General features: G+C 68.4%; 21 protein-coding genes and 1 tRNA gene. 11 read left to right on the top strand and 11 right to left on the bottom strand.

Translation table 11 applies throughout. The features are described from left to right. Positions 1 to 76 precede the first annotated feature (76 nt). Positions 77 to 1222: a hypothetical protein gene (locus VGV60_06965; GenBank protein HEV8700996.1), complete on the top strand. Its 1146-nt coding sequence runs from the start codon at positions 77 to 79 to the stop codon at positions 1220 to 1222. A gap of 52 nt (positions 1223 to 1274) precedes the next feature. Here VGV60_06965 and VGV60_06960 read toward each other — a convergent pair whose 3' ends face one another. From VGV60_06960 to folK, 5 genes are all read right to left on the bottom strand, one after another. Continuing rightward, positions 1275 to 2150: a lysyl oxidase family protein gene (locus tag VGV60_06960; GenBank protein ID HEV8700995.1), complete on the bottom strand. Its 876-nt coding sequence runs from the start codon at positions 2148 to 2150 to the stop codon at positions 1275 to 1277. A 96-nt stretch (positions 2151 to 2246) separates the two neighbouring features. Further along, positions 2247 to 3086, bottom strand: coding sequence for a pantoate--beta-alanine ligase (gene panC, locus VGV60_06955; protein HEV8700994.1), 840 nt, complete (start codon positions 3084 to 3086; stop codon positions 2247 to 2249). Positions 3087 to 3090: 4 nt separating this feature from the next. After that, the gene (gene panB, locus VGV60_06950; GenBank protein ID HEV8700993.1) at positions 3091 to 3999 is read right to left on the bottom strand and encodes a 3-methyl-2-oxobutanoate hydroxymethyltransferase; all 909 of its coding nucleotides are present in this window, start codon (positions 3997 to 3999) and stop codon (positions 3091 to 3093) included. An 82-nt stretch (positions 4000 to 4081) separates the two neighbouring features. Further along, entirely contained in the window at positions 4082 to 4741 is a 660-nt protein-coding gene (locus VGV60_06945) for a deoxynucleoside kinase (protein ID HEV8700992.1), read from the bottom strand. A gap of 27 nt (positions 4742 to 4768) precedes the next feature. Next, positions 4769 to 5260, bottom strand: coding sequence for a 2-amino-4-hydroxy-6-hydroxymethyldihydropteridine diphosphokinase (gene folK, locus VGV60_06940; protein ID HEV8700991.1), 492 nt, complete (start codon positions 5258 to 5260; stop codon positions 4769 to 4771). Positions 5261 to 5421: 161 nt separating this feature from the next. Here folK and VGV60_06935 point away from each other — a divergent pair, with 161 nt between their 5' ends. The 3 genes from VGV60_06935 (at position 5422) to glmS (ending at position 9789) form a co-directional block, all read left to right on the top strand. Then, positions 5422 to 5973, top strand: coding sequence for a tetratricopeptide repeat protein (locus VGV60_06935; GenBank protein ID HEV8700990.1), 552 nt, complete (start codon positions 5422 to 5424; stop codon positions 5971 to 5973). 479 nt (positions 5974 to 6452) lie between these two features. Further along, positions 6453 to 7859: a bifunctional UDP-N-acetylglucosamine diphosphorylase/glucosamine-1-phosphate N-acetyltransferase GlmU gene (glmU, locus tag VGV60_06930; protein HEV8700989.1), complete on the top strand. Its 1407-nt coding sequence runs from the start codon at positions 6453 to 6455 to the stop codon at positions 7857 to 7859. 91 nt (positions 7860 to 7950) lie between these two features. Next, complete coding sequence (gene glmS, locus VGV60_06925) at positions 7951 to 9789, top strand: glutamine--fructose-6-phosphate transaminase (isomerizing) (GenBank protein ID HEV8700988.1); 1839 nt, start codon at positions 7951 to 7953, stop codon at positions 9787 to 9789. On the opposite strand, the gene VGV60_06920 is transcribed toward glmS, so the two are convergent. Then, positions 9776 to 10876 carry a hypothetical protein gene (locus tag VGV60_06920; GenBank protein ID HEV8700987.1) on the bottom strand — a complete coding sequence of 367 codons (1101 nt, stop codon included), beginning with the start codon at positions 10874 to 10876 and terminating at the stop codon, positions 9776 to 9778. The two genes, glmS and VGV60_06920, sit on opposite strands and share 14 nt — an antisense overlap. 147 nt (positions 10877 to 11023) lie before the next feature. Between VGV60_06920 and VGV60_06915 the strand changes: the two genes are divergently transcribed. The 3 genes from VGV60_06915 to VGV60_06905 all read left to right on the top strand — a co-directional run bounded on the left by VGV60_06915 (position 11024) and on the right by VGV60_06905 (position 14468). Then, positions 11024 to 13249, top strand: coding sequence for a UvrD-helicase domain-containing protein (locus VGV60_06915; GenBank protein ID HEV8700986.1), 2226 nt, complete (start codon positions 11024 to 11026; stop codon positions 13247 to 13249). 100 nt (positions 13250 to 13349) lie between these two features. After that, a complete protein-coding gene (locus VGV60_06910) occupies positions 13350 to 14015 on the top strand; it encodes an OmpA family protein (GenBank protein HEV8700985.1) in 666 nt (221 codons plus the stop codon). Between the two features lie 207 nt (positions 14016 to 14222). Continuing rightward, positions 14223 to 14468, top strand: a complete 246-nt coding sequence (locus tag VGV60_06905) for a hypothetical protein (protein HEV8700984.1) — start codon at positions 14223 to 14225, stop codon at positions 14466 to 14468. A gap of 41 nt (positions 14469 to 14509) precedes the next feature. Here VGV60_06905 and ettA read toward each other — a convergent pair whose 3' ends face one another. From ettA to VGV60_06880, 5 genes are all read right to left on the bottom strand, one after another. After that, the gene (ettA, locus tag VGV60_06900) at positions 14510 to 16189 is read right to left on the bottom strand and encodes an energy-dependent translational throttle protein EttA (protein ID HEV8700983.1); all 1680 of its coding nucleotides are present in this window, start codon (positions 16187 to 16189) and stop codon (positions 14510 to 14512) included. Next, positions 16186 to 16434 (bottom strand): glutathione S-transferase N-terminal domain-containing protein, encoded by a 249-nt coding sequence (locus tag VGV60_06895; protein ID HEV8700982.1) that lies wholly within the window; start codon positions 16432 to 16434, stop codon positions 16186 to 16188. The genes ettA and VGV60_06895 overlap by 4 nt, the downstream gene beginning before the upstream one ends. Positions 16435 to 16497: 63 nt before the next feature. Then, entirely contained in the window at positions 16498 to 17796 is a 1299-nt protein-coding gene (hemL, locus tag VGV60_06890; GenBank protein ID HEV8700981.1) for a glutamate-1-semialdehyde 2,1-aminomutase, read from the bottom strand. A 40-nt stretch (positions 17797 to 17836) separates the two neighbouring features. Beyond that, complete coding sequence (gene hemB / locus VGV60_06885; GenBank protein ID HEV8700980.1) at positions 17837 to 18811, bottom strand: porphobilinogen synthase; 975 nt, start codon at positions 18809 to 18811, stop codon at positions 17837 to 17839. Between the two features lie 69 nt (positions 18812 to 18880). Then, a complete protein-coding gene (locus tag VGV60_06880; GenBank protein HEV8700979.1) occupies positions 18881 to 19051 on the bottom strand; it encodes a hypothetical protein in 171 nt (56 codons plus the stop codon). 287 nt (positions 19052 to 19338) lie between these two features. On the opposite strand from VGV60_06880, the gene VGV60_06875 reads away from it, so the two are divergent. From VGV60_06875 to ftsH, 4 genes are all read left to right on the top strand, one after another. Then, positions 19339 to 19415, top strand: a tRNA-Met gene (locus tag VGV60_06875). 78 nt (positions 19416 to 19493) lie between these two features. After that, complete coding sequence (gene tilS / locus VGV60_06870; GenBank protein ID HEV8700978.1) at positions 19494 to 20936, top strand: tRNA lysidine(34) synthetase TilS; 1443 nt, start codon at positions 19494 to 19496, stop codon at positions 20934 to 20936. Beyond that, positions 20933 to 21460: a hypoxanthine phosphoribosyltransferase gene (gene hpt, locus VGV60_06865; protein ID HEV8700977.1), complete on the top strand. Its 528-nt coding sequence runs from the start codon at positions 20933 to 20935 to the stop codon at positions 21458 to 21460. The genes tilS and hpt overlap by 4 nt, the downstream gene beginning before the upstream one ends. Positions 21461 to 21594: 134 nt before the next feature. Further along, the coding region (gene ftsH / locus VGV60_06860; GenBank protein ID HEV8700976.1) for an ATP-dependent zinc metalloprotease FtsH at positions 21595 to 23083 on the top strand (1489 nt) is incomplete at its 3' end.

The following is a 23083-nucleotide window of genomic DNA, read 5'->3' as shown; positions in this document are numbered from 1 at the left end:
CGAAACGACCGCCGTCCGGGCGGTCGAAGCGACGCAAGCGAACTAACGAACAGGGACGACGTCCCGGGAGCCTTTCATGCGAACGATACGAATCGCGGCCGTCCTGGCGCTGGCGTCGGCGGCGCTGCTGACGGCGCGGACGGCCAGCGCGCAGGGGTGCATTGCCATCAGAAACAACGAACCGGTGTTCGGCGCCGCGGATCAGGTGGTGTTCGCGCCGGGTGAATGGCAGTTCTTCTTCAACTACCGCGGCGCGAAATCGACCGACCATTACAACGGGACCAAGTTCCAGTACCAGCGCCAGTCGGCCAACAACTATGTGTCCAACACACAGCAGATCTACGACCTGGGCGCCTCGTACAACGTCACCCGGCGCTTCACCGTCTCCGGCCTGATCCCGGTGGTCAATGCGACCTGGTCGCTGCCGACGCCGGCCATGGGGACGCTCGGCCCGCGCCGCGAGCAGAATGCCGGCGGCCTCGGCGATGTCAGCGCGCAGGCGCGCTACTGGCTGCTCGATCCGGTCAGGCACCCGCGCGGCAACTGGTCCGTCGCGCTCGGAATCAAGGCCCCCACCGGCGAGCACGATGCCAAGGACGAGTATCCCGACATCACCGCCACGAACGACACCCTCAAGGCCGTGGACCAGTCGATTCAACCCGGGGACGGCGGCTGGGGAATCATCTTCGAGACGCAGGCCTACAAGAGCCTCAAGCACGTGTCGTTCTACGGCTCGGGCTTCTACCTGGCGAACCCGCGCGACACCAACGGCACGCCATCGATCATCGTCGGGCTCGGACTGGGAGCCAACCCGGCCTTCGCCGACCTGCTCGACAACTCCGTTCCCGACCAGTATCTGGCGCGGGCCGGGGCCTCCTTCCCCGTCATCAAGGAGACCCTGACCGTGTCGATCGGCTTCCGGATCGAAGGCGTGCCGCGCTACGACCTGGTCGGCGCCAGCCATGGCTGGAGACGCCCCGGCTACGAGACCTATGTCGAGCCCGGCATCGTGTACACGCACGGCCGCTCGAGCTATTCGGTGAACGTGCCGATTGGTCTTCTCCGCAACCGGCTGCCGAACCCTTACAGCGGCAACGCCGGCGACGCGACCTTCCCCGATTACGTCGTGGTGGCCGGCTACTCCTACCGTTTCGGCGGCACGGCCGCCCCCGCGGTCTCGAGCCTCGGGTTCGAGCCGACGCAACAGGAGATCAGGCACTAGGACCGTCCGGGCCCCCTCGTGGTCGCCCGGGGCCCAGGAGAGTGTCCGAGGCCTAGGGCGTCAGGATCGCAGGCTTCGGTTTCTTGGCGATCTTGCCCTGGTGCAAACGGAAACTGACCGCCGCGGAGTTGTTGATGTACTCGGTCTCCGTGAAGAAGTGGCGCGCGTTCGCCTCGTTCTCGAGGACATAGTTCCCGTTCGGAAGATCGGTGATGGGAAGCGACTGGCCGTCGATGCCGGGTATCGGCTCGTAGATGTCCAGCCAGCAGACACTGAGGCCCGAGTTATTGCAGTCGAGATAAGTCTGCGGGTCGAGCGGGGCGGTGCAGGTTCTCGACACCGTGCTCAGGTCGTTGTGCGCCAGGACGTCGTAGAGACAGAATCCGCGCTTCCCCCCCTTGATCATCTGGGCCGCGATCGCCGGGTTGGCGTCGAGCAGGTCCTGGGCGCACGCCCCTGGATTGGCGGCGCGCAGGGCGATCCACTGGTTGTAGCCGTCGGCGGTCCAGAGTCGGTAGTCGGCGTATTCCTTGATGTGCGGATGCCCGTGACAGGTGACCAGGTCGAACCATTCCGGATGGTCGGCAGGGTTTCCGAGAGTCAACGCACCCGGGCCGAAGTTGGTAATCGCGGTGCTGAACAAGAGGAAGTCGTTGGTGCCGGCCGGGACCTCCCCCTCGACGACCGAGCAGTCGGTCGGTGCGTAAGTGCGCTTGTCGATGGCAGTATTCCCCAAGGTGAGGACGTACAGCAGCGCCCCGGGATCGACGCGGAAGTCGGGGCAGCCGCGCGGATCGGTGCAGGTGTTCTGCGGGGTGCAGTTCTGGGCCAGAGCGGCAGCCGCGGCCAGGACCGTGGCGCCAATCACGACGGCGGCGAAAAGCAGGCGATGGATGTCCCGAACAGAACAACGACGTTGAGCGGGCATGGGAACACTCCTCGAGGGCGCGCGACGGCGCAGGAATGCGGCGATGCCCTGGAACGTACGACGATCCAGGGAACCTGTCAACGACTGAACGGGCGTTTAGAAACTGATGTTGTCGATCAGCCGGGCGTGGCCGAACCAGGCCGCGACGGCCAGGAGCGTGCCCGGGACGGCGGCCGTCGCCGGTTCCAACGTCTCGCCGTCCACGGCCTCGGCGTAGTCGAGGCGGGCGAGCGGCTCGGAGGAGATGGTGTCGCGCACCAGGGCGACGAGGCGCGCGGCGTCGGTCTCGCCGGCGCGGGCGCGATCGGCCGCGGCGCGAAGCGCCCGATAGAGCACCGGCGCGGCCCGGCGCTCGGCGAGGGTCAGATAGGCGTTGCGGGACGACAGGGCCAGGCCGTCCTCTTCCCGCACGATGGGGCACGAGACGATCTCGACCCCCATTTTAAGATCGCGCTCCATCCTCCGGAGGATGCGCACCTGCTGCGCATCCTTTTCACCGAAGTAGGCGGCGTCCGGCCGCACGATGGCGAACAGCTTGGCCACCACCGTCGCCACGCCGCGGAAGTGCCCGGGGCGGCTGCGGCCGCAGAGAACGTCCTGCATCCCCTGGACCTCCACGAACGTCCGGTGGCCGGGAGGATGGACCTCCTCGTCCGGCGGAATGAACAGGGCGTCGCATCCGGCCGTTCTCGCCATCGCGGCGTCCTTCTCCGGATCGCGCGGGTAGGCCCGGAAGTCTTCCCCCGGGCCGAACTGGAACGGGTTGACGTAGATCGACACGACGACGGCGCCGCATTCGGCCCGGGCCCTTTCGATGAGCGACAGGTGCCCCCGGTGAAGAGCACCCATGGTCGGCACCAGGCCGATCCGCTTCCCGGCCCCGCGCGCGGCGCGCGACCAGGCCTGCATCGCCTGCGCGGTGACGATCACCTGCATCGGCCTAGGAGCCTGTCCGGGTGCCGGGTCCCGCCCCGCGCGCCGACGCCAGGGCCTCCGGGGAGGTGTAGATCTCCGCCTCGGATGGAAACGAGCCCGCCCGGACGTCCGCGATGAAGCGGCGCGCCGCATCTTCGATCTCCCGCCCGATCTCCGCGTAACGGCGCGCGAACCGGGGCGGAGGCGCCTCTCCCAGTCCGAGCATGTCGTGAATCACCAGGACCTGGCCGTCGCAGAAGCGCCCCGCGCCGATTCCGATCGTCGGGATGCCGACCGCCTCGGTCACCATGCGGCCCACCGATTCGGGCATCCCCTCGAGGACCAGGGAGAAGGCCCCCGCCTCCTCGAGCGCCACGGCGTCCTCCACGAGGGCGCGGGCCTGGTCGGCCTTCTTCCCCTGCACCCGGTAGCCCCCCATCAGATGGACCGACTGAGGGGTGAGGCCGATGTGCCCCATGACGGGGATTTCGGCGTCGAGGAAAGCCCTGACCAGGGGGGCGCGCCTGCGGCCGCCTTCGATCTTGACGGCCGCCGCCCCCCCCTCCTTCAGGAAGCGGCCGGCGTTCCTGATGGCGTCCCGCCGGCCGGTCTGGAACGACAGGTACGGCATGTCGGAGACGACCAGGGCGCGCCGCGCCGCCCGCGTCACCGCGCGCGTATGGTGCAGCATCTCCTCCATGGTGACCGGCAGGGTGCTTTCGTACCCGAGGACGTTGTTCCCCAGGCTGTCCCCTACCAGGAGGATGTCGACGCCGGCGGCCTCGAGGATCCGGGCGGTCGGGTAGTCGTAGGCGGTCAGCATGACGATGCGGCGGCCGGCGCTCCTGGCGGCGCGCAGCTCCGGCACGGTCACTTTTTTTTCGGAAGACGCGGACGGCCCCTGCATGGCCGGGGCCCTGGGCGGGCGGTTCATCGGACCTCCTTCTCCCCTCCGGCACGGACACGGCCGGTAGAGGGAACGGGTTAAGCGCCTGCGATCAGAAGGACGCGCGGTCCTACGCGCGTGCCAGTCCCGGTCCTTTCGCGGATCCGAGCGGGATGTAGTACTGCACGCCCTTCTGCATCGTGTCGATCTGCCGGAACAGCTCCTCCAGGTCCTCCCGGCTCTTCACGAAGTCGATCTCCGACGTGTCGATGACCAGGAGCGGGGTCCTGTTGTAGTGAAAGAAGAAGTAATTGTACGCGCGATTCAGCTCGGCGACGTAGGTCTCCGAGATCTCCCGTTCGTAGTTCCGGTGCCGGGAGCGGATGCGCTCCATCAGCACGGCATCCCGGGCCTGCAGGTAGATCACCAGGTCGGGGTGCGGCACCTGCGGCTCGAGGACGCCGTAGAGCTTCTCGTACAGCATCAGCTCCGAGTCGTCCAGGTTGAGGTAGGCGAAGATCTTGTCCTTGGCGAAGATGTAGTCGCAGATCAGGGTCTTCTGGAACAGGCTCCCCTGCGCCAGCTCCTGCTGCTGGCGGAAGCGATTCAGGAGAAAGAAGAGCTGGCATTGGAAGGCGGCGCCCGGGCGATCCTGGTAGAAGTCGTTGAGAAACGGGTTCTCGACCTTCTCCAGGATGCGGGCCGCCTCGAAGCGCTCCACCAGCAGATCGACAAGACTCGTCTTGCCGACGCCGATCGGGCCCTCGACCGCGATGAACTTGAAATTCATCCTTAATCTTCCGAAGAGAGCCGCGCATTATAGCAGCACCCGTTCCACGCGGGATCGATCGGGGCACTTCGCGAGCAATTCCGCCGCCGTCAGGTTGAGGACGGGGTGCCAGGCCCCCGGGGAGATCTCCGCCAGCGGCACGAGAACGAAACGCCGCAGGTGCATCCGGGGGTGGGGCACCTGAAGGGCCACCCCGGATCGGATATCGTTCCCGGAGAGGAGAAGGTCAAGGTCGATCACCCGCGGCCCCTTGTCCCGGGTCCGGACCCGCCCCATCGATCGCTCGACTGCCAGGCAGACCTCCAGGATGGCCTCCGGCCCCAGGCCCGTTTCGCATCCGACCACTTGATTGATAAACTCTTCCTGGTCAACAACTTCCACTGGATCCGTGCGATAGAGCGAGGACTGCTGCGAAACCTTGAGTCCCGCCTTCCCCAGGGCATTCCGGGCCCGGTCCAGGTGGGCACGGCGATCGCCGATATTCGACCCCAACCCGATGAACACACCCCTTGCGGCCATGCGCGGGCTCCGAACGTGCGTTGACACATAAAGATAGCATTTGCTAGCATCCCTATTTCGCCAATCATTTTTCCCTCATTCGAGGACATCTTTTTTCCACCGGCCGCGAACCACTTGCGGCCTTCCATCCGGGACGATCCCGGGAGGGGCGGGGCAACACGATGAAGAAGGCAGCAGCGAAGAAGAGCAACAAGGCGGCGGGGACGACCCCCACGAACACGTGGATGATCCATGAGAAGGCGATCAAGGAGTTCGAGCGGGGCGTCTCCCTTCTGCAGAAGCAGAGCTACCCCGAGGCGCTGGAGCACTTCCAGGCGGTGGTCACCGGCTTCCCGCAGGAGAAGGAGCTCACCGACCGGGCCCAGGTGTACGTCCGGATCTGCAACGGCATGGCCGACCGGCGAGAGCCGCAGCCGCGCAAGCCGGAGGATTACTTCTATTACGGAGTCATGAAGGCGAACGAGGCGAATTACGAGGAGGCGGTGAAGCTCCTGGAGCGCGCCCTGCAGACCAGCCCCAAGGACGAGAAGGTGCACTACGTCCTGGCCTCCACGCTCGCGCAGAAAGGGGAGCGCCGTGAGGCCCTGGAGCACCTGAAAGAGGCGATCGAGCTGAACATCACGAACCGCATCCACGCGCGCAACGATCCGGATTTCGAGCAGTTGCGTGACGATGAGAACTTCCAGAACCTGATCCATCCGGAAGAGATGTAGCGGTCCCCGGGGGACGCAGGCCAGGGATGGGTATGAAGCGCAGGAAAGCACGGCCCGGCCGGAAGAAGGCGCGGCCGCCGTCACGTCGGCGGTCCCGGGCGGCGCGCCCCTCCCGGAAATCGGCCCGCAGCAAACGACCCGCGGCAGCCCCCGGCCCCGCCGCAATCCTGGTCACCTCCCTGCGGGCGTCGGCGCCGAGGCCCGGCCAGGTCATCCTCCCTGCCTCCGTGTCGGCAAGACCGTTGCCTGCCGGGGTCCGTCCCCTGCACCCCGGGAGCCAGGGAAATGGGCCCTCGGGCTCCATCCGGAACAGCATGAACGCGGTCCGTCCGGCCGCCGCGCCCGGCGGCGTGCCGGGGAAGCCGATCCAGGGCTCGGCCTTTCTTCGCGGCGCCGCGGCCGCCGGCGGCGCGGCCGCTCTGACGGGGCGCCACGTGCGCCGGCCGGCCGTTGCCGCGCGCCGTCGCGACGTGTGCGCCATGGTTCTCGCCGCCGGGCTCGGGAAGCGCATGCTGTCGGAGTCCTCCAAGCTCGTCCACGCCGTGGCCGGCCGGCCCATGGTCCGGCACGTGGTCGAGGCGGCGAAGGCGGCGGGCATGGCGCGCACCGTCGTCGTCGTGGGCAACCAGGCGGACGAGGTGCGGCGCGCCGTGGGCGAGGGGGACAAGCGGATCGGCTTCGCCTATCAGAACGCGCAGCTCGGCACCGGGCACGCCGTCCTGTCGGCGGAATCGCAGCTTCTCGGTTACGAAGGGGACGTCCTGATCCTCAACGGCGACCTGCCGGCCCTCCGCCCCGACACGCTGAAAGGGTTCCTCGACTTCCATCGCGCCTCCGGAGCGCCGCTGAGCCTTTTGACCACCGTCGTCTCCGACCCGAAGGGGTACGGACGGGTCATGCGCACCTACAGCGGGGACGTGTCGCGCATCGTGGAGGAGTCGGACGCCACGACGGAGGAGAAGGCCACGCGGGAGATCAACTGCGGCATCTACTGCTCCGACGCCCAGTGGCTGTGGGACCCGTTGAAGCGCGCGCGGGCCGACAATGCGAAGAAGGAGATCTACCTGACCGACCTCGTCGAGATCCTGCGGCGCGACGGCCACAAGGTGGCCGCCTACCGCCATCCCGATCCCGAAGAGGTGCTGGGGGTCAATGATCGGCGCGAGCTGGCGGCGGCCGTCCGGGCCCTGCACCGGCGCAAGTCGGCCGCCCTGATGCAGGAGGGGGTGACCATCCTCGATCCCGTGACCGCCTACATCGACGTGGAGGTCAAAGTGGGCCCGGACACGATCATCGAGCCCGGGGTCATGCTCCTGGGGGCCACGGAGATCGGGCGCGGTGTGGTGATCGGAACCGGCACGCGCATCGCCGATTCGGTCGTCGGCGACGGCACCGCGATCCTTCCGTACTGCGTCATCGCCCAGTCGAGAATCGGGCGCGGCTGCCGGATCGGCCCGTTCGCCCACCTCCGTCCCGAGACCCAGCTCGAGGAGGACGTGCGCGTCGGCAACTTCGTGGAGATCAAGAAGACCCGCATGGCGACCGGGAGCAAGGCCAACCACCTCACCTATCTGGGGGACGCCGAGGTCGGCCGCAAGGCCAACATCGGCGCCGGAACGATCACCTGCAATTTCGACGGGGTCTCGAAGCTGCGCACCGTCATCGAGGACGAGGTGTTCGTCGGCAGCGACACGCAGCTCGTCGCCCCGGTGCGAATCCGCAAGGGCGCCTTCATCGGCGCCGGTTCGACCATCACGAAAGACGTCCCCCCGTATGCCCTGGCCGTCTCGCGCGCCGAGCAGGTGGTGAAGGAGGACTGGGTGAAGAGGTTCGGCCCCCAGGCGCGGCGGAAGGGCCACAAGAGCAAGGGCGGGCGATCGGACTAGCCTTCCGGGAGCCGGTCCCCAGGCCGTCCCGCCGCCCCATTCACCCCCCGTTTGGCGTCCGGGCTCCGGATGCCGTATATTCGAGCCCGTCATGTGCGGCATCGTCGGGTACGTCGGGCAGAAGAAGGTCAGCACCGTCCTTCTGGACGGTTTGCGGCGGCTCGAATACCGGGGCTACGACTCCGCCGGCATCGCCGTCATCAACCACGGCGCCATCCAGGTCGTGCGCAGCGCGGGGAAGCTCCGCGACCTCGAGGAGAACCTCCGCCTGGTCAACCTGGAGGGATCCTTCGGTATCGGCCACACCCGATGGGCCACCCATGGCCGTCCGACCGAGGAGAACGCCCACCCGCATCGCGACTGCACCGGCAACCTCGTGGTGGTGCACAACGGCATCATCGAGAATTACAAGGACCTGAAACGGGAGCTCGCGGCCCAGGGCCACCACCTCAAGACCGAGACCGACACCGAAGTGATCGCCCACCTGATCGAGGAGTACCGCAAGGGCGGCGACGTGTCGCTGGAGGACGGCGTGCGGCGCGCCGTCGCGCGCCTGGGGGGCAGCTACGCCTTCTGCGTGGTCTCGGCGCACGACCCGATGAAGATCGTGGCGGTGCGCAACGGGCCGCCCCTGGTCGTGGGCCTCGGCAAGGACGAGTACTTCGTCGCCTCCGACGTCCCGGCGATCCTGCACCACACGCGCGACGTCTTCTTCCTCGACGACCACGAGGTCGCGGTGATCACCGAACAGGGGATCGTGATCACCGACCCGGCCGGCCAGCCGATCAGCAAGCGGGTGCAGCGCATCACCTGGGACCCGATCATGGCCGAGAAGGCCGGCTTCAAGCATTTCATGCTGAAGGAGATCTACGAGCAGCCGCGCGCCATCCGCGATACCCTTCTGGGCCGCGTTTCGCAGGACACGGGCCAGATTTTCCTGGACGAGATGGAGATCACCCTGGAGGAGTTCCGCAACTGCCGGAAGCTCCACCTGGTCGCCTGCGGCACCTCCTGGCACGCGGCGCTGATCGGCAAGTTCCTGATCGAGCGGCTGGCGCGGCTCCCCGTGGAGGTGGACATCGCCTCCGAGTTCCGCTACCGGAACCCGATCCTCGAGAAGGACCACCTGGTCGAGGTGATCAGCCAGTCGGGCGAGACGGCCGACACGCTGGCGGCCCAGCGCGAGGCGCGCGGCCGGGGCGTCAAGACGATCGCCATCTGCAACGTCGTGGGCTCGATGATCACCCGCGAGGCGCAGGGCGTGATCTACACGCACGCCGGCCCCGAGATCGGCGTCGCCTCCACCAAGGCCTTCACGGGGCAGATCGCGGCCCTGTTCCTGCAGGCCCTGCACCTGGGGGTGGCCCGCGGCGCCCTCACCCTCGAGGAATCGAAGGAGCACATCAAGAACCTGCTCCACCTGCCGACGCAGATCGAGCAGGTCCTGGCGAAGGACGCCGAGATCGAGGAGATCGCCAAGGACTACCACCGGGCGTCGGACTTCCTCTACCTCGGGCGCGGCATCAACTACCCGATCGCCCTCGAAGGCGCCCTGAAGATGAAGGAGATCTCCTACATCCACGCCGAGGGGTACCCGGCCGGCGAGATGAAGCACGGCCCGATCGCCCTCATCGATCGCAGCCTGCCGGTGGTCGCCCTGGTCTTCGGCGACACGCTCTACGAGAAGATGATGACGAACCTCGAGGAGGCCCGGGCGCGCGACGGCGCGATCATCGCCGTCACCCACGAAGGGAACGACGAGGTGCCGCGCCGCGCCGATCGCACCATCACCGTGCCGCGGACCTCGGACCTCCTGACGCCGATCCTGGCCGTCCTCCCGCTCCAGCTCCTCGCCTACCACATCGCCCTGCGGCGCGGCTGCGACGTCGATCAGCCGCGCAACCTGGCCAAGTCCGTCACGGTGGAGTAGGGGCGCGCTCCGCGATCCGGATGGATCCGATCACCGTCTCGAAGGCGGAGGCGTCCTCCGGCCTATAGTCCACCTTGGAGATCATGATGATGCCTGCAACTCCATCGCGCCCCAGGAAGGCGAGCGTGTTCTTGATATCCACCCTCTTGCCGTCGACGAGCGGAACTCGGTACTCCACGATGGGCCACTCGCCCCGCTCGAAGCGCGTGATGTCGGTCATCTGGCCCGCCTCACCGCGCTTGAAGGTTTCCCACAGGAGGTCCCTGGCTTGGTTCGCGTCGATGCGATCGACCGTCGCGAGGGCGACCCAGAGGACCAGGCCGGTCTTCTCGATCCGCCCATTCCATTGATTCCCCGTGACTCGCTGCTGCGTGATCTCGTGACCCGTTCTGTCGAATTCGTAGAGCGGCGTCATCTCGAAAACAGCACCGGGAGCCTCGATGAGGACGCCCCACTCCTTCCCCGGAGCCTGAAAAAAGAACGGCTCCGGCGGAGGGATAGGGGCGGAGACAGCGATGGATCCCGCCCGCGAGTCCCGGCCCATCTCCACGATGCGCGCCGAATCCACGATGGTGTCGAAGACCACACGGTCCCTGGCCATGCGGCCGTCCTTCGACAGATGGGTCTCGATCCACACTCCGTCGTGTGACATGTAAGTGCTCACGTTGTCCATCCGGACCGCCTCGCCCGGCGATCCTGAGGTGGTGTATTCGACGAGGGCCATGTTCTTCCGCTCGGTGAAGCGAACGTCCTGCGGACGAGGCGTCGCTCGTTTTGCGCGGCTCCAGTAGAAGGCGCGGCACGTCTCTGCGCCCCCTTTGCCTTCGGCCTTCTCCAGAAAAATGGAGAGCACCACACCCGTTCGCTTGTTCTCGCCGAAAACGCGGATCCCCGTCAGATCCTTTCGGGTGGCCCGCTCCTCGAACTCGAATCCGGGCAGATCGACGACCAGGGACCATGATCGTCCGGGATAGGTCAGCTTTCTCAGGGTCGGCTGCGCCCGTCCGGGAGGAACGTCCGACGGGAGCCCGAGGGAGAACAGCGACAGCAGCACCAGCGATGGCAGCCCGATCCGGCGCATGGTCACCTCGTGTCTCCCGGGAGGACCCGTCCACCCGGAGGCTATCCGCGGACCCGACACCAGTCAACCCGCATTCGCTTACGGAGGCGTCAGGCGCGCGAGCCGCCCCGGGGACGCCGCAGGCGCGTCCCGGCGGTGTGCGATAATCCGCGCATGGATCCACTTCTCGATCCGCTCAACCCGCAGCAGCGGGAGGCGGTGGAGCACGCCGAGGGGCCGCTGCTCATCGTGGCCGGGGCCGGGTCGGGCAAGACCCGGGTCATCGTGCACCGCCTCGCCCATATCCTGGCCCGGGGCCTCGCCCCGCCGCACCAGGTCGTGGCGGTGACCTTCACCAACAAGGCGGCCGGCGAGATGAAGGAGCGCGTCGAGCGCCTGGTCGGCGCCGACCGGGGGGGCGCGCAGGTGTCCACCTTCCATTCCTGGTGCCTGCGGTACCTGCGCCGGCACGCCGATCGGCTCGGCTTCTCGAACGATTTCCTGGTCTACGACGAGTCCGACCAGGCGGCGCTCGTCAAGGAATGCCTGGCCGAGCTGTCGATCGACGACGCCTCGTTCACCCCGCGGATGTTCCGCAACCGCATCAGCAGCGCCAAGAACCAGGGGCTCGACCCCGAGGCGTTCGAGCGCGCCAAGGAGGGGCTGCAGGACGACCTGGTCTCGAAGGTCTACGCGCTCTACCAGAAGCGGCTCAAGGCCTGCGACGCCATGGACTTCGACGACCTGATCGGCAAGGCCCTCGAGCTGTTCGCCGCGCGCGACGACCTGGCGCGCGCCGCCGCCGAGCAGGTGCGCTACCTGATGGTGGACGAATACCAGGACACCAACCGGCCCCAGTACCGGCTGATCCGCCACCTGGCCGCGGCGCACGGCAACGTGTGCGCCGTGGGCGATCCCGACCAGTCGATCTACCGTTTCCGCTTCGCCGACATCAACAACATCCTGTCGTTCGAGGAGGACTTCCACGGCACCCGCATCATCAGGCTGGAGCAGAACTACCGCTCCACCGGCAACATCCTCGAGGCGGCGACCGCCGTGGTGCGCCACAACCGGAGCCGCATCGACAAGGCCCTGTGGTGCGACGCGCCCGCCGGCGCGCCGCTCGAGCTCCTGGCTGCCGTGGACGAACGGCACGAGGCGGAGCGCATCGTCGGCCGGATCCAGGGGCTGCGGCGCGAGCACGGACTGGAGGAGATCGCCGTGCTGTACCGGACGAACGCCCAGTCGCGCGCGCTGGAAGAGACCCTGGCGCGCCACCGCGTGCCCTACATCATCGTCGGCGGCACGCGCTTCTACGATCGCAAGGAGGTGAAGGACGTCCTGGCCTACCTGCGCGCCCTCCTGAACCCGCGCGACGACGTCAGCCTGCGCCGCATCGCCAACGTGCCGGCTCGGGACATCGGCCGGACGACGCTCGACGTGGTCGCCGAGGTGGCCCGGGAGGCGTCGGCGCCGTTCGAGGGGGCGATGCGCAGGACGCTGGAGGCGGGACGCGTCGCGGGGCGCGCCGCCAGGGCGCTTCAATCGTTCCTGGACCTGATGGGCGGCCTGCGCGCCTCGATCGCCACGAACACCCCTGGGCGCCTGGCGGCGGCGATCATCGAGCGCACCGGGTTCGAGGCGTATCTCGAGAAGACCGCGCCCGGGGACGCCGCCTCGCGCGTCGAGAACCTGCGGGAGCTGGTCACCGCCGTCTCCGCCTGGGACGGTGTCGAGGATGGCCTCAAGGCCTTCCTCGATCGCACCGCGCTCCTGTCCGAGACCGAGAACGTGCAGGGAACCTCGGGCGTGCGGCTGATGACGCTGCATTCGGCCAAGGGGCTCGAGTTCCCCGTCGTGTTCATCGCGGGCCTGCAGGAGAACCTCTTCCCGCACGCGCGATCCGGCGAGGAGCACGACGACATCGAGGAGGAGCGCCGCCTGTTCTACGTCGGCATGACGCGCGCCCGGACGCGCCTCATCCTGACCCGGGCGCTCACCCGCCGCTTGTACGGCGAGCCGAAGCCCGCCGAAGCGTCCCGCTTCCTCCGGGAGATCCCGTCCCGCCTGCTCCGCGAGAGCGCCCTGGACGAGGACGCCCAGGCCGCCCCCTATGCCGCCCGCATCCTGGGGGCCGCCGAGGCGATCGGCAGGCGCCGCGCCGCGGCGCGGACCCGCGACGACGAGTCGCAGCTTCTGCCGGAGGACGCCGGAGCCGCTCCGGCGGCCGGGACCGCCTCGCAGTTCAGCCTGGGATCGCGGGTGCAGCACCCCGAATACGGTGTCGGCACGGTGATCGGGGTCGAGGGGAGCGGCGAGCGCCTGAAGCTGACCGTGTCGTTCTCGATCTACGGCTCCAAGAAGCTCCTGCCGCGCTACGCCCAGCTCGAGAAGCTCTGAGCCGGGGGTGATCGGTCTATAATTCGTTCTCCCGGGCGACGTGGCGACGAGGGGCCGCAAGGCGCCACCGGGCCGTGGCTCAACACCAAGGAGATCGCCGGTGAACCCGAAAAATCCAGGCGCGCTGCTCGGCACCATCCTGTGCTTCATGGCGGCCGGCTTCATCGGGGCGACGGCCCGGGCCACGGCCGCGAGCACCGTGGAGCCGGACTTTGTCTACACCTCGCCCGCGACGATCGAGGAGGCGCAGGGGATTCTGAAGCGCCTCGGGCACCTCAGGGCGGGGGCGTACGAGCGTGGAGTCGTCGATGCCTCGACGCGCGATGCCCTCATGGAGTTTCAGCGCACTCACACCTTGAGGCCGACGGGGCGGGTCGACGGCGAGACCCTGACGCAGCTCCTGCAGCACGGGCGGGCGACCGGCGGCGGGGCTCTCGTCCTGAAGGGGGTCTATTTCGACACCGGCAGCGCCCGGCTGGACGGCGAGTCCTTGCGGGTTCTCGACCAGGTCGCCCGATCTCTCAAGGCGAATCCCCGCGTCGTGATCGGGATCTCCGGCCATTCCGACTCGACCGGCGCGGCCGCCTTCAACCGGCAGCTCTCGAAGGCGCGCGCCGACGCGGTGCGCGCCTACCTGATCAGCAAGGGCGTGTCGGCCTCCCGCCTCGAGACCAGGGCGTATGGATCGAGGCAGCCGATAGCGGACAACGACACGCGGGCGGGCCGTGCCGAGAACCGCCGCGTCGAGCTGGAGCCGTTGAGCTGAGAACCGGGCCGGGGACGGAGCCCTGAACACCTCCCGTCGGCCGTCATGACCTGCCCGCACGACCCCTGCGTTCCGGCGTACGCCGACTTGCAGGTTACAAGATCGTCAGGCGGTTGCCTTCCCCTTCCCCCATCACAAGATTGAGCCTCCGCGCGGGGGGTGGTTCGCGCACAGGCAGTGATCGCAGGCTCGAATGGGGGAATCGCCATGCTGACGGCCGTCCTGTTGCTGCTCGGAGGGGTGCTGATGCTGGTCGGGGGCGTGATGCTCATCATCAACGCCTTCAAGGTGAGCGTCGTCTGGGGCCTGGGCGTGCTCTTCCTGGCGCCGGTCGGCCTGGTCTTCCTGGTGAAGAACTGGCAGGAGAACAAGAAGTCGTTCTTCATCCAGGTCGCCGGGCTGGCCCTCGTGGTGGTGGGCGTCGTCCTGGGGCATCCGGCGCCGACGCAGTAGCCCAGGGAGGTCCGCGCGGCGCGGGGGGGCCGGGACCCGGATCAGTCGTGCGTCAGCCTGCGGTACTTGATGCGGTGCGGCTGGTCCGCGTCGACGCCGAGGCGCCGCCGGTGGTCCGCCTGGTAGTCCTGGTAGTTCCCCTCGAACCAGACGACCCGGCTGTCCCCCTCGAACGCCAGGATGTGCGTGGCGATGCGGTCGAGGAACCAGCGGTCGTGGCTGATCACCACGGCGCAGCCGGCGAACTCCAGGAGCGCCTCCTCGAGCGCCCGCAGCGTGTCGACGTCGAGGTCGTTGGTCGGCTCGTCCAGGAGCAGCAGGTTGGCGCCGCTCTTCAGCATGCGGGCCAGGTGGACCCGGTTCCGCTCCCCCCCTGAAAGGTCCTGCACCCGCTTCTGCTGGTCCGGCCCCTTGAAGTTGAAGGACGCCACGTAGGAGCGCGAGTTCAGCGAGCGCTTGCCGAGCTGCAGCACCTCGTTCCCTTCGGCGATCGCCTCCCAGACGTTCTGACTGCCCTTGAGGACGTCCCGGCTCTGGTCGACGTAGGCCAGCTTCACGGTCTCGCCGACGCGCAGGCTGCCGGAGTCCGGCGTCTCCTGCCCGGTGATCATCCGGAACAGCGTCGTCTTGCCGGCCCCGTTCGGCCCGATGACGCCGACGATCCCCCCGGGGGGCAATCTGAACGACAGATCGTCGAACAGCAGGAGATCGCCGTAGCCCTTGCGCAGGCGGTCCGCCTCGACGACGACGCCACCAAGCCGCGGGCCGGGCGGGATGTAGATCTCCACCGTCTCCGGGAGCTTGTCCATCTCCTGAGCCAGGAGCTGCTCGTAGGCGTTCACGCGCGCCTTGCTCTTGGCCTGGCGGGCGCGCGGCGCCATGCGCACCCATTCCAGCTCGCGGGCCAGCGTCCGCTGGCGGGCGCCCGCCGCCTTCTCCTCCTGCGCCAGGCGGGTCTTCTTCTGGTCGAGCCACGAGGAGTAATTCCCCTCCCAGGGAATCCCCGCCCCGCGATCGAGCTCGAGGATCCAGCCGGCGACGTTGTCCAGGAAGTACCGGTCGTGCGTGACCGCCACGACGGTGCCGGGATAGTCCTTGAGGAAGCGCTCGAGCCAGGCGACCGATTCGGCGTCCAGGTGGTTCGTGGGCTCGTCCAGCAGCAGGAGGTCGGGGCGCTGCAGGAGCAGCCGGCAGAGCGCCACGCGCCGCCTCTCGCCGCCCGAGATGGCGGTGACGTCGGCGTCGGGGGGCGGGCAGCGCAGCGCGTCCATGGCGATCTCGAGCGTGCGGTCGAGTTCCCAGGCGTTGGCGTGGTCGATCTGGTCCTGCACCTTCGCCTGCTCCTCGAGCAGGCTCTCCATCTCGTCCCCCTCGAGCGGCTGGCCGAGCCGGTCGCTGATGGCGTTGAAGCGGTCGAGGAGCGCCCGCGTCCCGGCGACCCCTTCCTCGACGTTGCCGAGCACCGTCTTCTTCGGATCGAGGCGCGGCTCCTGGGACAGGAACCCGATCCGGATCCCTTTCGCCGGGAACGCCTCTCCCATGAACTCGTGGTCCTCGCCGGCCATCACGCGCAGGAGCGAGCTCTTCCCCGAGCCGTTCGGGCCGATGACGCCGATCTTGGCGCCGAAGTAGAACGACAGCCAGATCCCCTTGAGGATCTCGCGCTTCGGAGGGACCACCTTGCGCAGGTCTTTCATCGTGAAAATGAACTCGGGCATCAACCGTCCTTTCGACCGTAGTGTTCTCTAAGGTAGTCCACGATGGCGTCCGACTCGACCACGACCTGGCCCCGATCCGCGTCCACCAGGACCGGAACGAGCGTCTGGCCCGAGACGGCGACCACCCGGTCGCGCCGGGCATGGCGGCTGGGAACGGTCCGCACGACGTAGTCGAGTCCCAGGTCGTCGAGGACGACGCGGACCCTCTCGCAGAACGGGCATCCTTCGAACTGATAGAGCTCCAGCACGCGCGGGATTATAGCCGCCTGCGGCCGCGGATCAGGAGCGCGCACGAATACTCGGACAGGCTCCTAGGCCTGCGGTCCCCAGCGCATGCCCTTCAGGCTGTCGCGGGCCGTGGCAATGGTCGTCTCGATCTGCTCGTCCGTGTGGGCCAGGGAGACGAACAGCGCCTCGTACTGGGAGGGGGCCATGTAGATGCCGCGCTCGAGCATGCGGCGGAAGTAGGCCGCATAGCGGCGCGTGTCCGATCGGGAGGCGCTCTCCCAGTCGACCGGATCGTGCGACGTGAAGAACAGGGTCAGGAGCGAACCGACGCGGGTCACGCGCGCCGGCGTTCCCGACTCCTCGGCCGCCGCCTCGAGGCCCCGTGCCAGGCGGGCGGACAGCCGCTCCAGGGCGGCGTACACCCCCGGCGCGCGCAGTCCCTTGAGCATGGCGATGCCGGCGCGCATCGCCAGCGGGTTCCCGGCCAGCGTTCCGGCCTGGTAGACGTCCCCCTCCGGCGCCACGCGGTCCATGATCTCCTCGCGCCCTCCGTAGGCGCCGATCGGCAGCCCGCCGCCCAGGATCTTCCCCAGGGTCGTCAGGTCGGGAGCGATGCGGTACAGCTCCTGCGCTCCGCCGGGCGCCAGCCGGAAGCCGGTGATCACCTCGTCGAAGATCAGGAGGATGCCGTGCCGGGAGGAGATCTCGCGCAGGCCTTCCAGGTAGCCGGGCTTGGGAGCGATGACCCCCATGTTGGCCGCCACCGGCTCGACGATGACGCAGGCGATCTCCCTGCCGCGCTCCTTCGCCAGCGCCGCGAACCCGTCCAGGTCGTTGTAGGGGACGACGAGCGTCTGCTCCGCCACCCGCGCCGGCACTCCCGGCGTCCCCGGGAGGCCGAGGGTCGCGACGCCCGAGCCCGCCTTCACGAGGAGCGCGTCCACGTGGCCGTGGTAGCAGCCATCCATCTTGACGATCAGGTCGCGCCCGGTGAACGCGCGGGCCAGCCGAAGCGCCGACAGCGTCGCCTCGGTCCCCGAGTTGACCATGCGGACCTTCTCGATGCCCGGGACCGTCTCGACCACCAGCCGCGCCAGCTCGACCTCGTGCGGGTTCGGCGCGCCGAACGATGTGCCGTGCGTCGCCGCCTCCTGCACCTCGCGCACGATGTCCGGGTGCGCGTGGCCCAGGATCAGGGGGCCCCAGGATCCGACGAAGTCGATGTACTCGTTGCCGTCCACGTCCTGAAGGATGGCGCCGTGGCCCCGCGCGAAAAACAGCGGGTCGCCGCCCACCGCCTTGAAGGCGCGCACCGGCGAGTTCACCCCGCCCGGGATGACCTGGCGGGCCTTCTCGAAGAGGCTGCGGGAGACGTTGCCCATGATCCTTGTGACGGCCTGAAGGGAGCGCCCGGACGGGCGTTCATTTCGCGAGCAGGCGCGCGGCCTCCTTGGCGAAGTAGGTGACGATCAGGTCGGCCCCCGCACGCCGGATGGCGACGAGCGATTCCAGGACGGCGCGATCGTGATCGATCCAGCCGTTCCGCGCCGCGGCGACCAGCATCGCGTACTCGCCCGAGACGTGATACGCCGCCACAGGCACGTCGACCGCCTGCCGCACGCGGTGGATGACGTCGAGGTACGGAAGGGCCGGCTTCACCATGACCATGTCGGCGCCTTCCTCGATGTCGAGCCGCACTTCCCTCAGGGCCTCGCGCACGTTCGCCGGGTCCATCTGGTGGCTGCGGCGATCGCCGAATTTCGGCGTCGATTGCGCCGCCTCGCGGAAGGGTCCATAGAACGCCGAAGCGTACTTCGCGGCATACGACAGGATCGGCACCTGGTCGAACCCCGCGGCGTCGAGCGCCCGGCGGATCGCCGCCACCCGGCCGTCCATCATGTCCGACGGGGCCACGATATCGGCGCCGGCGCGCGCCTGGGAAACCGCGGTTTTCGCCAGCAGCTCGAGCGACGGGTCGTTGAGGATGTCGTCCCCCTGCACGACGCCGCAGTGCCCGTGGTCCGTGTACTCGCAGAGGCAGACGTCGGCGATCACCAGCATCCCTTCGGCGCCTTTCCTGATCGCCGCGGTCGCCTCCTGGACCACGCCGTGCGGATCGTAGGCCCCGGAGGCCTTCGCGTCCTTCGACGGCGGGATGCCGAACAGGATGACCGCCGGCACTCCGAGCGACCGCGCCTCCTGCGCCTCGGCCACCGCCTCGTCCACCGAGAGATTGAACTGCCCCGGCATCGAGCCGATCTCCCGCCGCACCCGCTTCCCCGGGCAGACGAACAGCGGATGGATGAGGTCCCCGGCCGACAGGTCGGTCTCGCGGACCAGCGACCGGATCGCCCCGGTCCGCCTCAGGCGCCTCGGGCGCTGCGCGGGGAACGCCATCAGCCGGCTTCCTGCCCGGGAGCCCGCCCGAGAATTCGGCGGGGTGGCGCGACGCGCTCCGGGCGGCCGTCAGTCGTCATCGTCCCCCTCGTGGAAAAAATAGGCGGCGCAGAAGTCGCTGCAGAAGATCCGCCCGCTGCGCATGAACTTGTGCTCGTCGCAGATCATCTTGTGACAGATGGGACACTTGTGCAGGTAGGCGTCGTCCTCGCCGACGGAGCACTCCTTGCATTGCTTCACGCCGCAGCCCCTCGCAGACCGAACTAATTATAGGCCACCCCTCGATCCACCGTACGGGAAACACCTGCATCGAGTTGCGGGACGGGGCGGGGTGCCGGGGTGTGCCTCATGCTCGCACGCGAAGCGCATTCGATATCCTTCCAATGCGCATGGCCTGTCAGCAGCCTTCGCGAGTGAGCATGAGGCGCGCCGCGCTGCGCCCCGCCACCCGCGACTGGAGAGGGGTTGGCTTTTGCCGCAGTTGACAGGGTTGTGACCCTCCCCTAGAATCATCGGTCACGCTGCAAGGCGGTGTAGCTCAGATGGTTAGAGCACGCGGCTCATATCCGCGGAGTCCGGGGTTCGAATCCCTGCACCGCTACCAGACGCCCCTTGATGGATCTCCCGCGGGCTTCGCGTACTCCTGGCCGGCGACGGAGAGCCGCTCTATGATCGGGACACGATGAAGAACGTCACCGGTACGGTCGAGCGCCAGGCACGCCGGACCATCGCCCGCTACGACATGCTGCGCCCGCGCGAGCGGGTGCTGGTCGCCGTGTCGGGCGGCCCCGACTCGACGGCCCTGCTGTCGGTGCTGCGCCGCCTGGCGCCCGAGATGAAGCTCGATCTGCACGTCGCCCATCTGGACCACGGCTGGCGCGGACGCGCGTCGGCGCGGGACGCCGAATTCGTCCGGCGCATGGCGACCCGCATGCGCCTGCCGGTGACCGTCGGCCACCTGGGGACCCGGGTCTGGCAGACGCGCGAGGGACGGCAGTCGTCGCGCGAGGCGCGGGCTCGCGAGCTGCGGCAGAGCTTCCTGCTCGAGACGGCGCGCGAGATCGGGGCGCAAAAGGTGGCGCTGGGCCACACCCGCGACGATCAGGCGGAAAGCCTGCTGCTGCGCCTGCTGCGCGGATCGGGGCCGCGGGGACTCGCCGGGACGTACCCGGTCGTCGATGGCGTGATCGTCCGGCCGCTCATCGACGTCAGGCGCCGGGATATTCTCGCCTACCTTCGGGAACGGCGCCTGTCCTACCGCGTGGATGCCACCAACCGCGACCTGTCCCTGGCGCGCAACCGCGCGCGGCGGCGCCTGATCCCGCTCCTGGAGCGGGAATTCAACCCGAACGTCGTCGAAGCGCTGGCGCACGCCGCCGATCTCCTGCGCGACGAGGATGGCTTCCTGGGAGAGCTGGCCGCGAACAAGTACCGCGAGATCGCCACGCGGCGGGGCGAGAGCGTGGTCCTGGAGGGCCGGGCCCTGCAGGAGCTGCCGGTGCCCATCAGGCGGCGCATCCTGAGGCTGGCCCTCGCCGAGGCCCGAGGCGATCTGCGCCGGATCGCCCTGCAGCACGTCGAGCGGTCGCTGAGCCTTCTCGAGGAAAGACGGCGGCGCGGCCACGTGTCGTTGCCCGGCGGCACCGCCGTCGACATGCAAGGGGACCAGCTGCGCATCGCCCGGCGCCCTGCGGAAAGCGGCGACACGCCTTCGGGCGGGGGGGCCTCCCCCCGCGAGGCTCTCTGTCCGGTGCCCGGCGAGGTGGTCCTGCCCGGCTTCGGCCTGGGGCTCAAGGCCTCGGTCGTGCCGCGCGAGCAGTTGCGCCTGGACTTCCGGACCGCCGGCCGCGAGCGCGCCTACCTGGACGCCGATCTGATGCCCGGGCCGCTCCTCATCCGGCCGCGGCGCCCGGGCGATCGGTTCGTGCCGCTGGGGTCGCCGGGGACGCGCAAGGTCAAGGCGTTCCTGATCGATCGCAAGGTGCCGGTGGACGAGCGCGGCCGCATCCCCCTGGTGCTGTCGGGCGATCGCATCGCCTGGGTCATGGAACACGAAATCGACGATCGCTTCAAGATCACCGAGACGACCAGGCGCGTCCTGGTCCTGGAGAAGACATCCGGATGAAGCTGTCACGAGAGATCCTGCGTTCCGAGGCCGAGATCGCCGAGCGCGTCCAGCAGATCGGCAAGGAGATCACCGAGGCCTATGCGGGCCAGGAGATCTCCGTCCTCGGCGTCCTCAAGGGAGCGTTCGTCTTCCTGGCCGATCTGACGCGCCAGATCCAGCTGCCGATGGAGGTCGGCTTCGTCGAGAGCGTCGCCTCCCGCCGCTCCGACAGCTTGACCGAGATCGTCTTCTCGACGTCCCTGCGGTTCACCTCGTCCTTCCGCATCGAGGGGATGCACCTCCTGCTCGTGGAGGACATCCTCGACACCGGCGTGACCCTGGCCTACCTGTGCGAGCAGATCCAGCTCTACGGTCCCCGATCGCTGCGGGTCTGCACGCTGCTCGACAAGCCGCACCGCCGCAAGGTCGATTTCAGCCCGGATTTCGTCGGTTTCAAGGTCCCCGATCGGCACGTGGTCGGATACGGGCTCGACTACCAGGGAAAGTACAGGAACCTCCCGTACCTGACGTACGTCGACTAGGAGCCTTTGGACCGGCTGCCGGCCCCGGGCGCGCCGCGTCCCGTGCCCGCTCGGCGGGGGTGGACCCCCGATCCATGGATTGAAAGGCGGACGGTTTCGGTCTATATTGAAGCCTTGCAAAGGAGCCCCAGCCGTTGAATACGCTTTTGAAGAACATCGCCTTCTGGACCCTCATCATCCTGGCGGTCCTCTTCTTCTATAAGTTCCTGAGCGCCAACCGCCCGGACCAGGTCGAGATCTCGTTCAGCCAGTTCATGGCGGACGTCGAGGCCGGCCGGGTCAGCAAGGTCACGATCACGGGCAACGAGATTGCCGGCGAGTACGCCGGAACCGGCCCGGACGGCCTGCAGAAGCGGTTCACCACGTACGCTCCCGATTACGACGATCTGGTCAAGGACCTGCGCAAGTCGAACATTGCCATCGACGCGCGCAAGCCCAAGGACTCGTCCTACGTGGTCACCCTCCTGGGCTGGCTGCCCATCTTGTTGATGCTGGGCGTCTGGATCTTCTTCATGCGGCAGATGCAGAGCGGGGGCAACAAGGCCCTGTCCTTCGGCAAGTCCAAGGCCCGGCTGTCGTCGAGCCAGGCCAAGAAGGTCACGTTCAAGGACGTCGCGGGCGTCGAGGAGGCCAAGGAAGAGCTGGAGGAGATCATCGAGTTCCTGAAGGAGCCCCAGAAGTTCCAGAAGCTCGGAGGGAAGATTCCGAAGGGCGTCCTGCTGATGGGCCCGCCGGGGACCGGCAAGACCCTCCTCGCGAGGGCGATCTCGGGCGAGGCGAACGTGCCGTTCTTCTCGATCTCCGGGTCCGACTTCGTCGAGATGTTCGTCGGCGTCGGCGCCGCACGGGTCCGCGACCTGTTCGAGCAGGCGAAGGCGAGCGCCCCCGCGATCGTCTTCGTCGACGAGATCGACGCGGTCGGACGGCACCGCGGCGCCGGGCTCGGCGGCGGCCACGACGAGCGGGAGCAGACGCTGAACCAGCTCCTGGTGGAGATGGACGGCTTCGACCAGCGCTCCACCGTGATCCTGATGGCGGCCACGAACCGTCCCGACATCCTCGACCCGGCGCTGTTGCGGCCCGGACGGTTCGACCGGCAGATCGTGATCGACCGGCCCGACATCGAGGGTCGCAAGGCGATCCTCGCGGTCCACGCGAAGGGCAAGCCGCTCGAGCCCGAAGTCGACCTTGGCATCCTCGCCCGCCGGACGCCCGGGTTCACGGGCGCGGACCTCGCGAACGTGATCAACGAGGCGGCGCTGCTCGCGGCCCGGCGATCGAGGACCGGCATCTCGATGAAGGAGGTCGAGGAGGCGGTCGACCGCGTGGTGGCGGGACCGGAGCGGAAGAGCCGCGTGATGAGCGAGGAGGAGCGCCGGCTGATCGCGTACCACGAGGGCGGGCACGCGCTGGTGGCGCACGTCCTCCCGAACACCGACGAGGTCCACAAGATCACCGTGATCCCGCGGGGCCGGGCGCTCGGGTACACCCTGACCCTGCCGGAGCAGGACCGGTTCATGATGACCCGGGAGCAGCTCCGCGACGAGCTCGCGATGTTGATGGGCGGCCGCGTCGCCGAGGAGATCGTGGCCGGCGACATCTCGACCGGCGCTGGGAACGACA

It is taken from the genome of Candidatus Polarisedimenticolia bacterium (assembly GCA_036001465.1).
Taxonomy (GTDB): Bacteria; Acidobacteriota; Polarisedimenticolia; order Gp22-AA2; family Gp22-AA2; genus Gp22-AA3.
Note: the sequence above shows the minus strand (reverse complement) of the source record. Positions and strands in the feature narration are given on the sequence as shown.

Coding starts and splice junctions, on each gene's coding strand:
- hpt (HEV8700977.1), top strand. CDS start 20,933: ATGAAGCTGTCACGAGAGATCCTGCGTTCCGAGGCCGAGATCGCCGAG.
- tilS (HEV8700978.1), top strand. CDS start 19,494: ATGAAGAACGTCACCGGTACGGTCGAGCGCCAGGCACGCCGGACCATC.
- folK (HEV8700991.1), bottom strand. CDS start 5,260: ATGGCCGCAAGGGGTGTGTTCATCGGGTTGGGGTCGAATATCGGCGAT.
- VGV60_06945 (HEV8700992.1), bottom strand. CDS start 4,741: ATGAATTTCAAGTTCATCGCGGTCGAGGGCCCGATCGGCGTCGGCAAG.
- glmU (HEV8700989.1), top strand. CDS start 6,453: ATGGTTCTCGCCGCCGGGCTCGGGAAGCGCATGCTGTCGGAGTCCTCC.
- VGV60_06960 (HEV8700995.1), bottom strand. CDS start 2,150: ATGCCCGCTCAACGTCGTTGTTCTGTTCGGGACATCCATCGCCTGCTT.
- panB (HEV8700993.1), bottom strand. CDS start 3,999: ATGAACCGCCCGCCCAGGGCCCCGGCCATGCAGGGGCCGTCCGCGTCT.
- VGV60_06965 (HEV8700996.1), top strand. CDS start 77: ATGCGAACGATACGAATCGCGGCCGTCCTGGCGCTGGCGTCGGCGGCG.
- hemL (HEV8700981.1), bottom strand. CDS start 17,796: ATGGGCAACGTCTCCCGCAGCCTCTTCGAGAAGGCCCGCCAGGTCATC.
- VGV60_06935 (HEV8700990.1), top strand. CDS start 5,422: ATGAAGAAGGCAGCAGCGAAGAAGAGCAACAAGGCGGCGGGGACGACC.
- VGV60_06915 (HEV8700986.1), top strand. CDS start 11,024: ATGGATCCACTTCTCGATCCGCTCAACCCGCAGCAGCGGGAGGCGGTG.
- hemB (HEV8700980.1), bottom strand. CDS start 18,811: ATGGCGTTCCCCGCGCAGCGCCCGAGGCGCCTGAGGCGGACCGGGGCG.
- VGV60_06905 (HEV8700984.1), top strand. CDS start 14,223: ATGCTGACGGCCGTCCTGTTGCTGCTCGGAGGGGTGCTGATGCTGGTC.
- glmS (HEV8700988.1), top strand. CDS start 7,951: ATGTGCGGCATCGTCGGGTACGTCGGGCAGAAGAAGGTCAGCACCGTC.
- panC (HEV8700994.1), bottom strand. CDS start 3,086: ATGCAGGTGATCGTCACCGCGCAGGCGATGCAGGCCTGGTCGCGCGCC.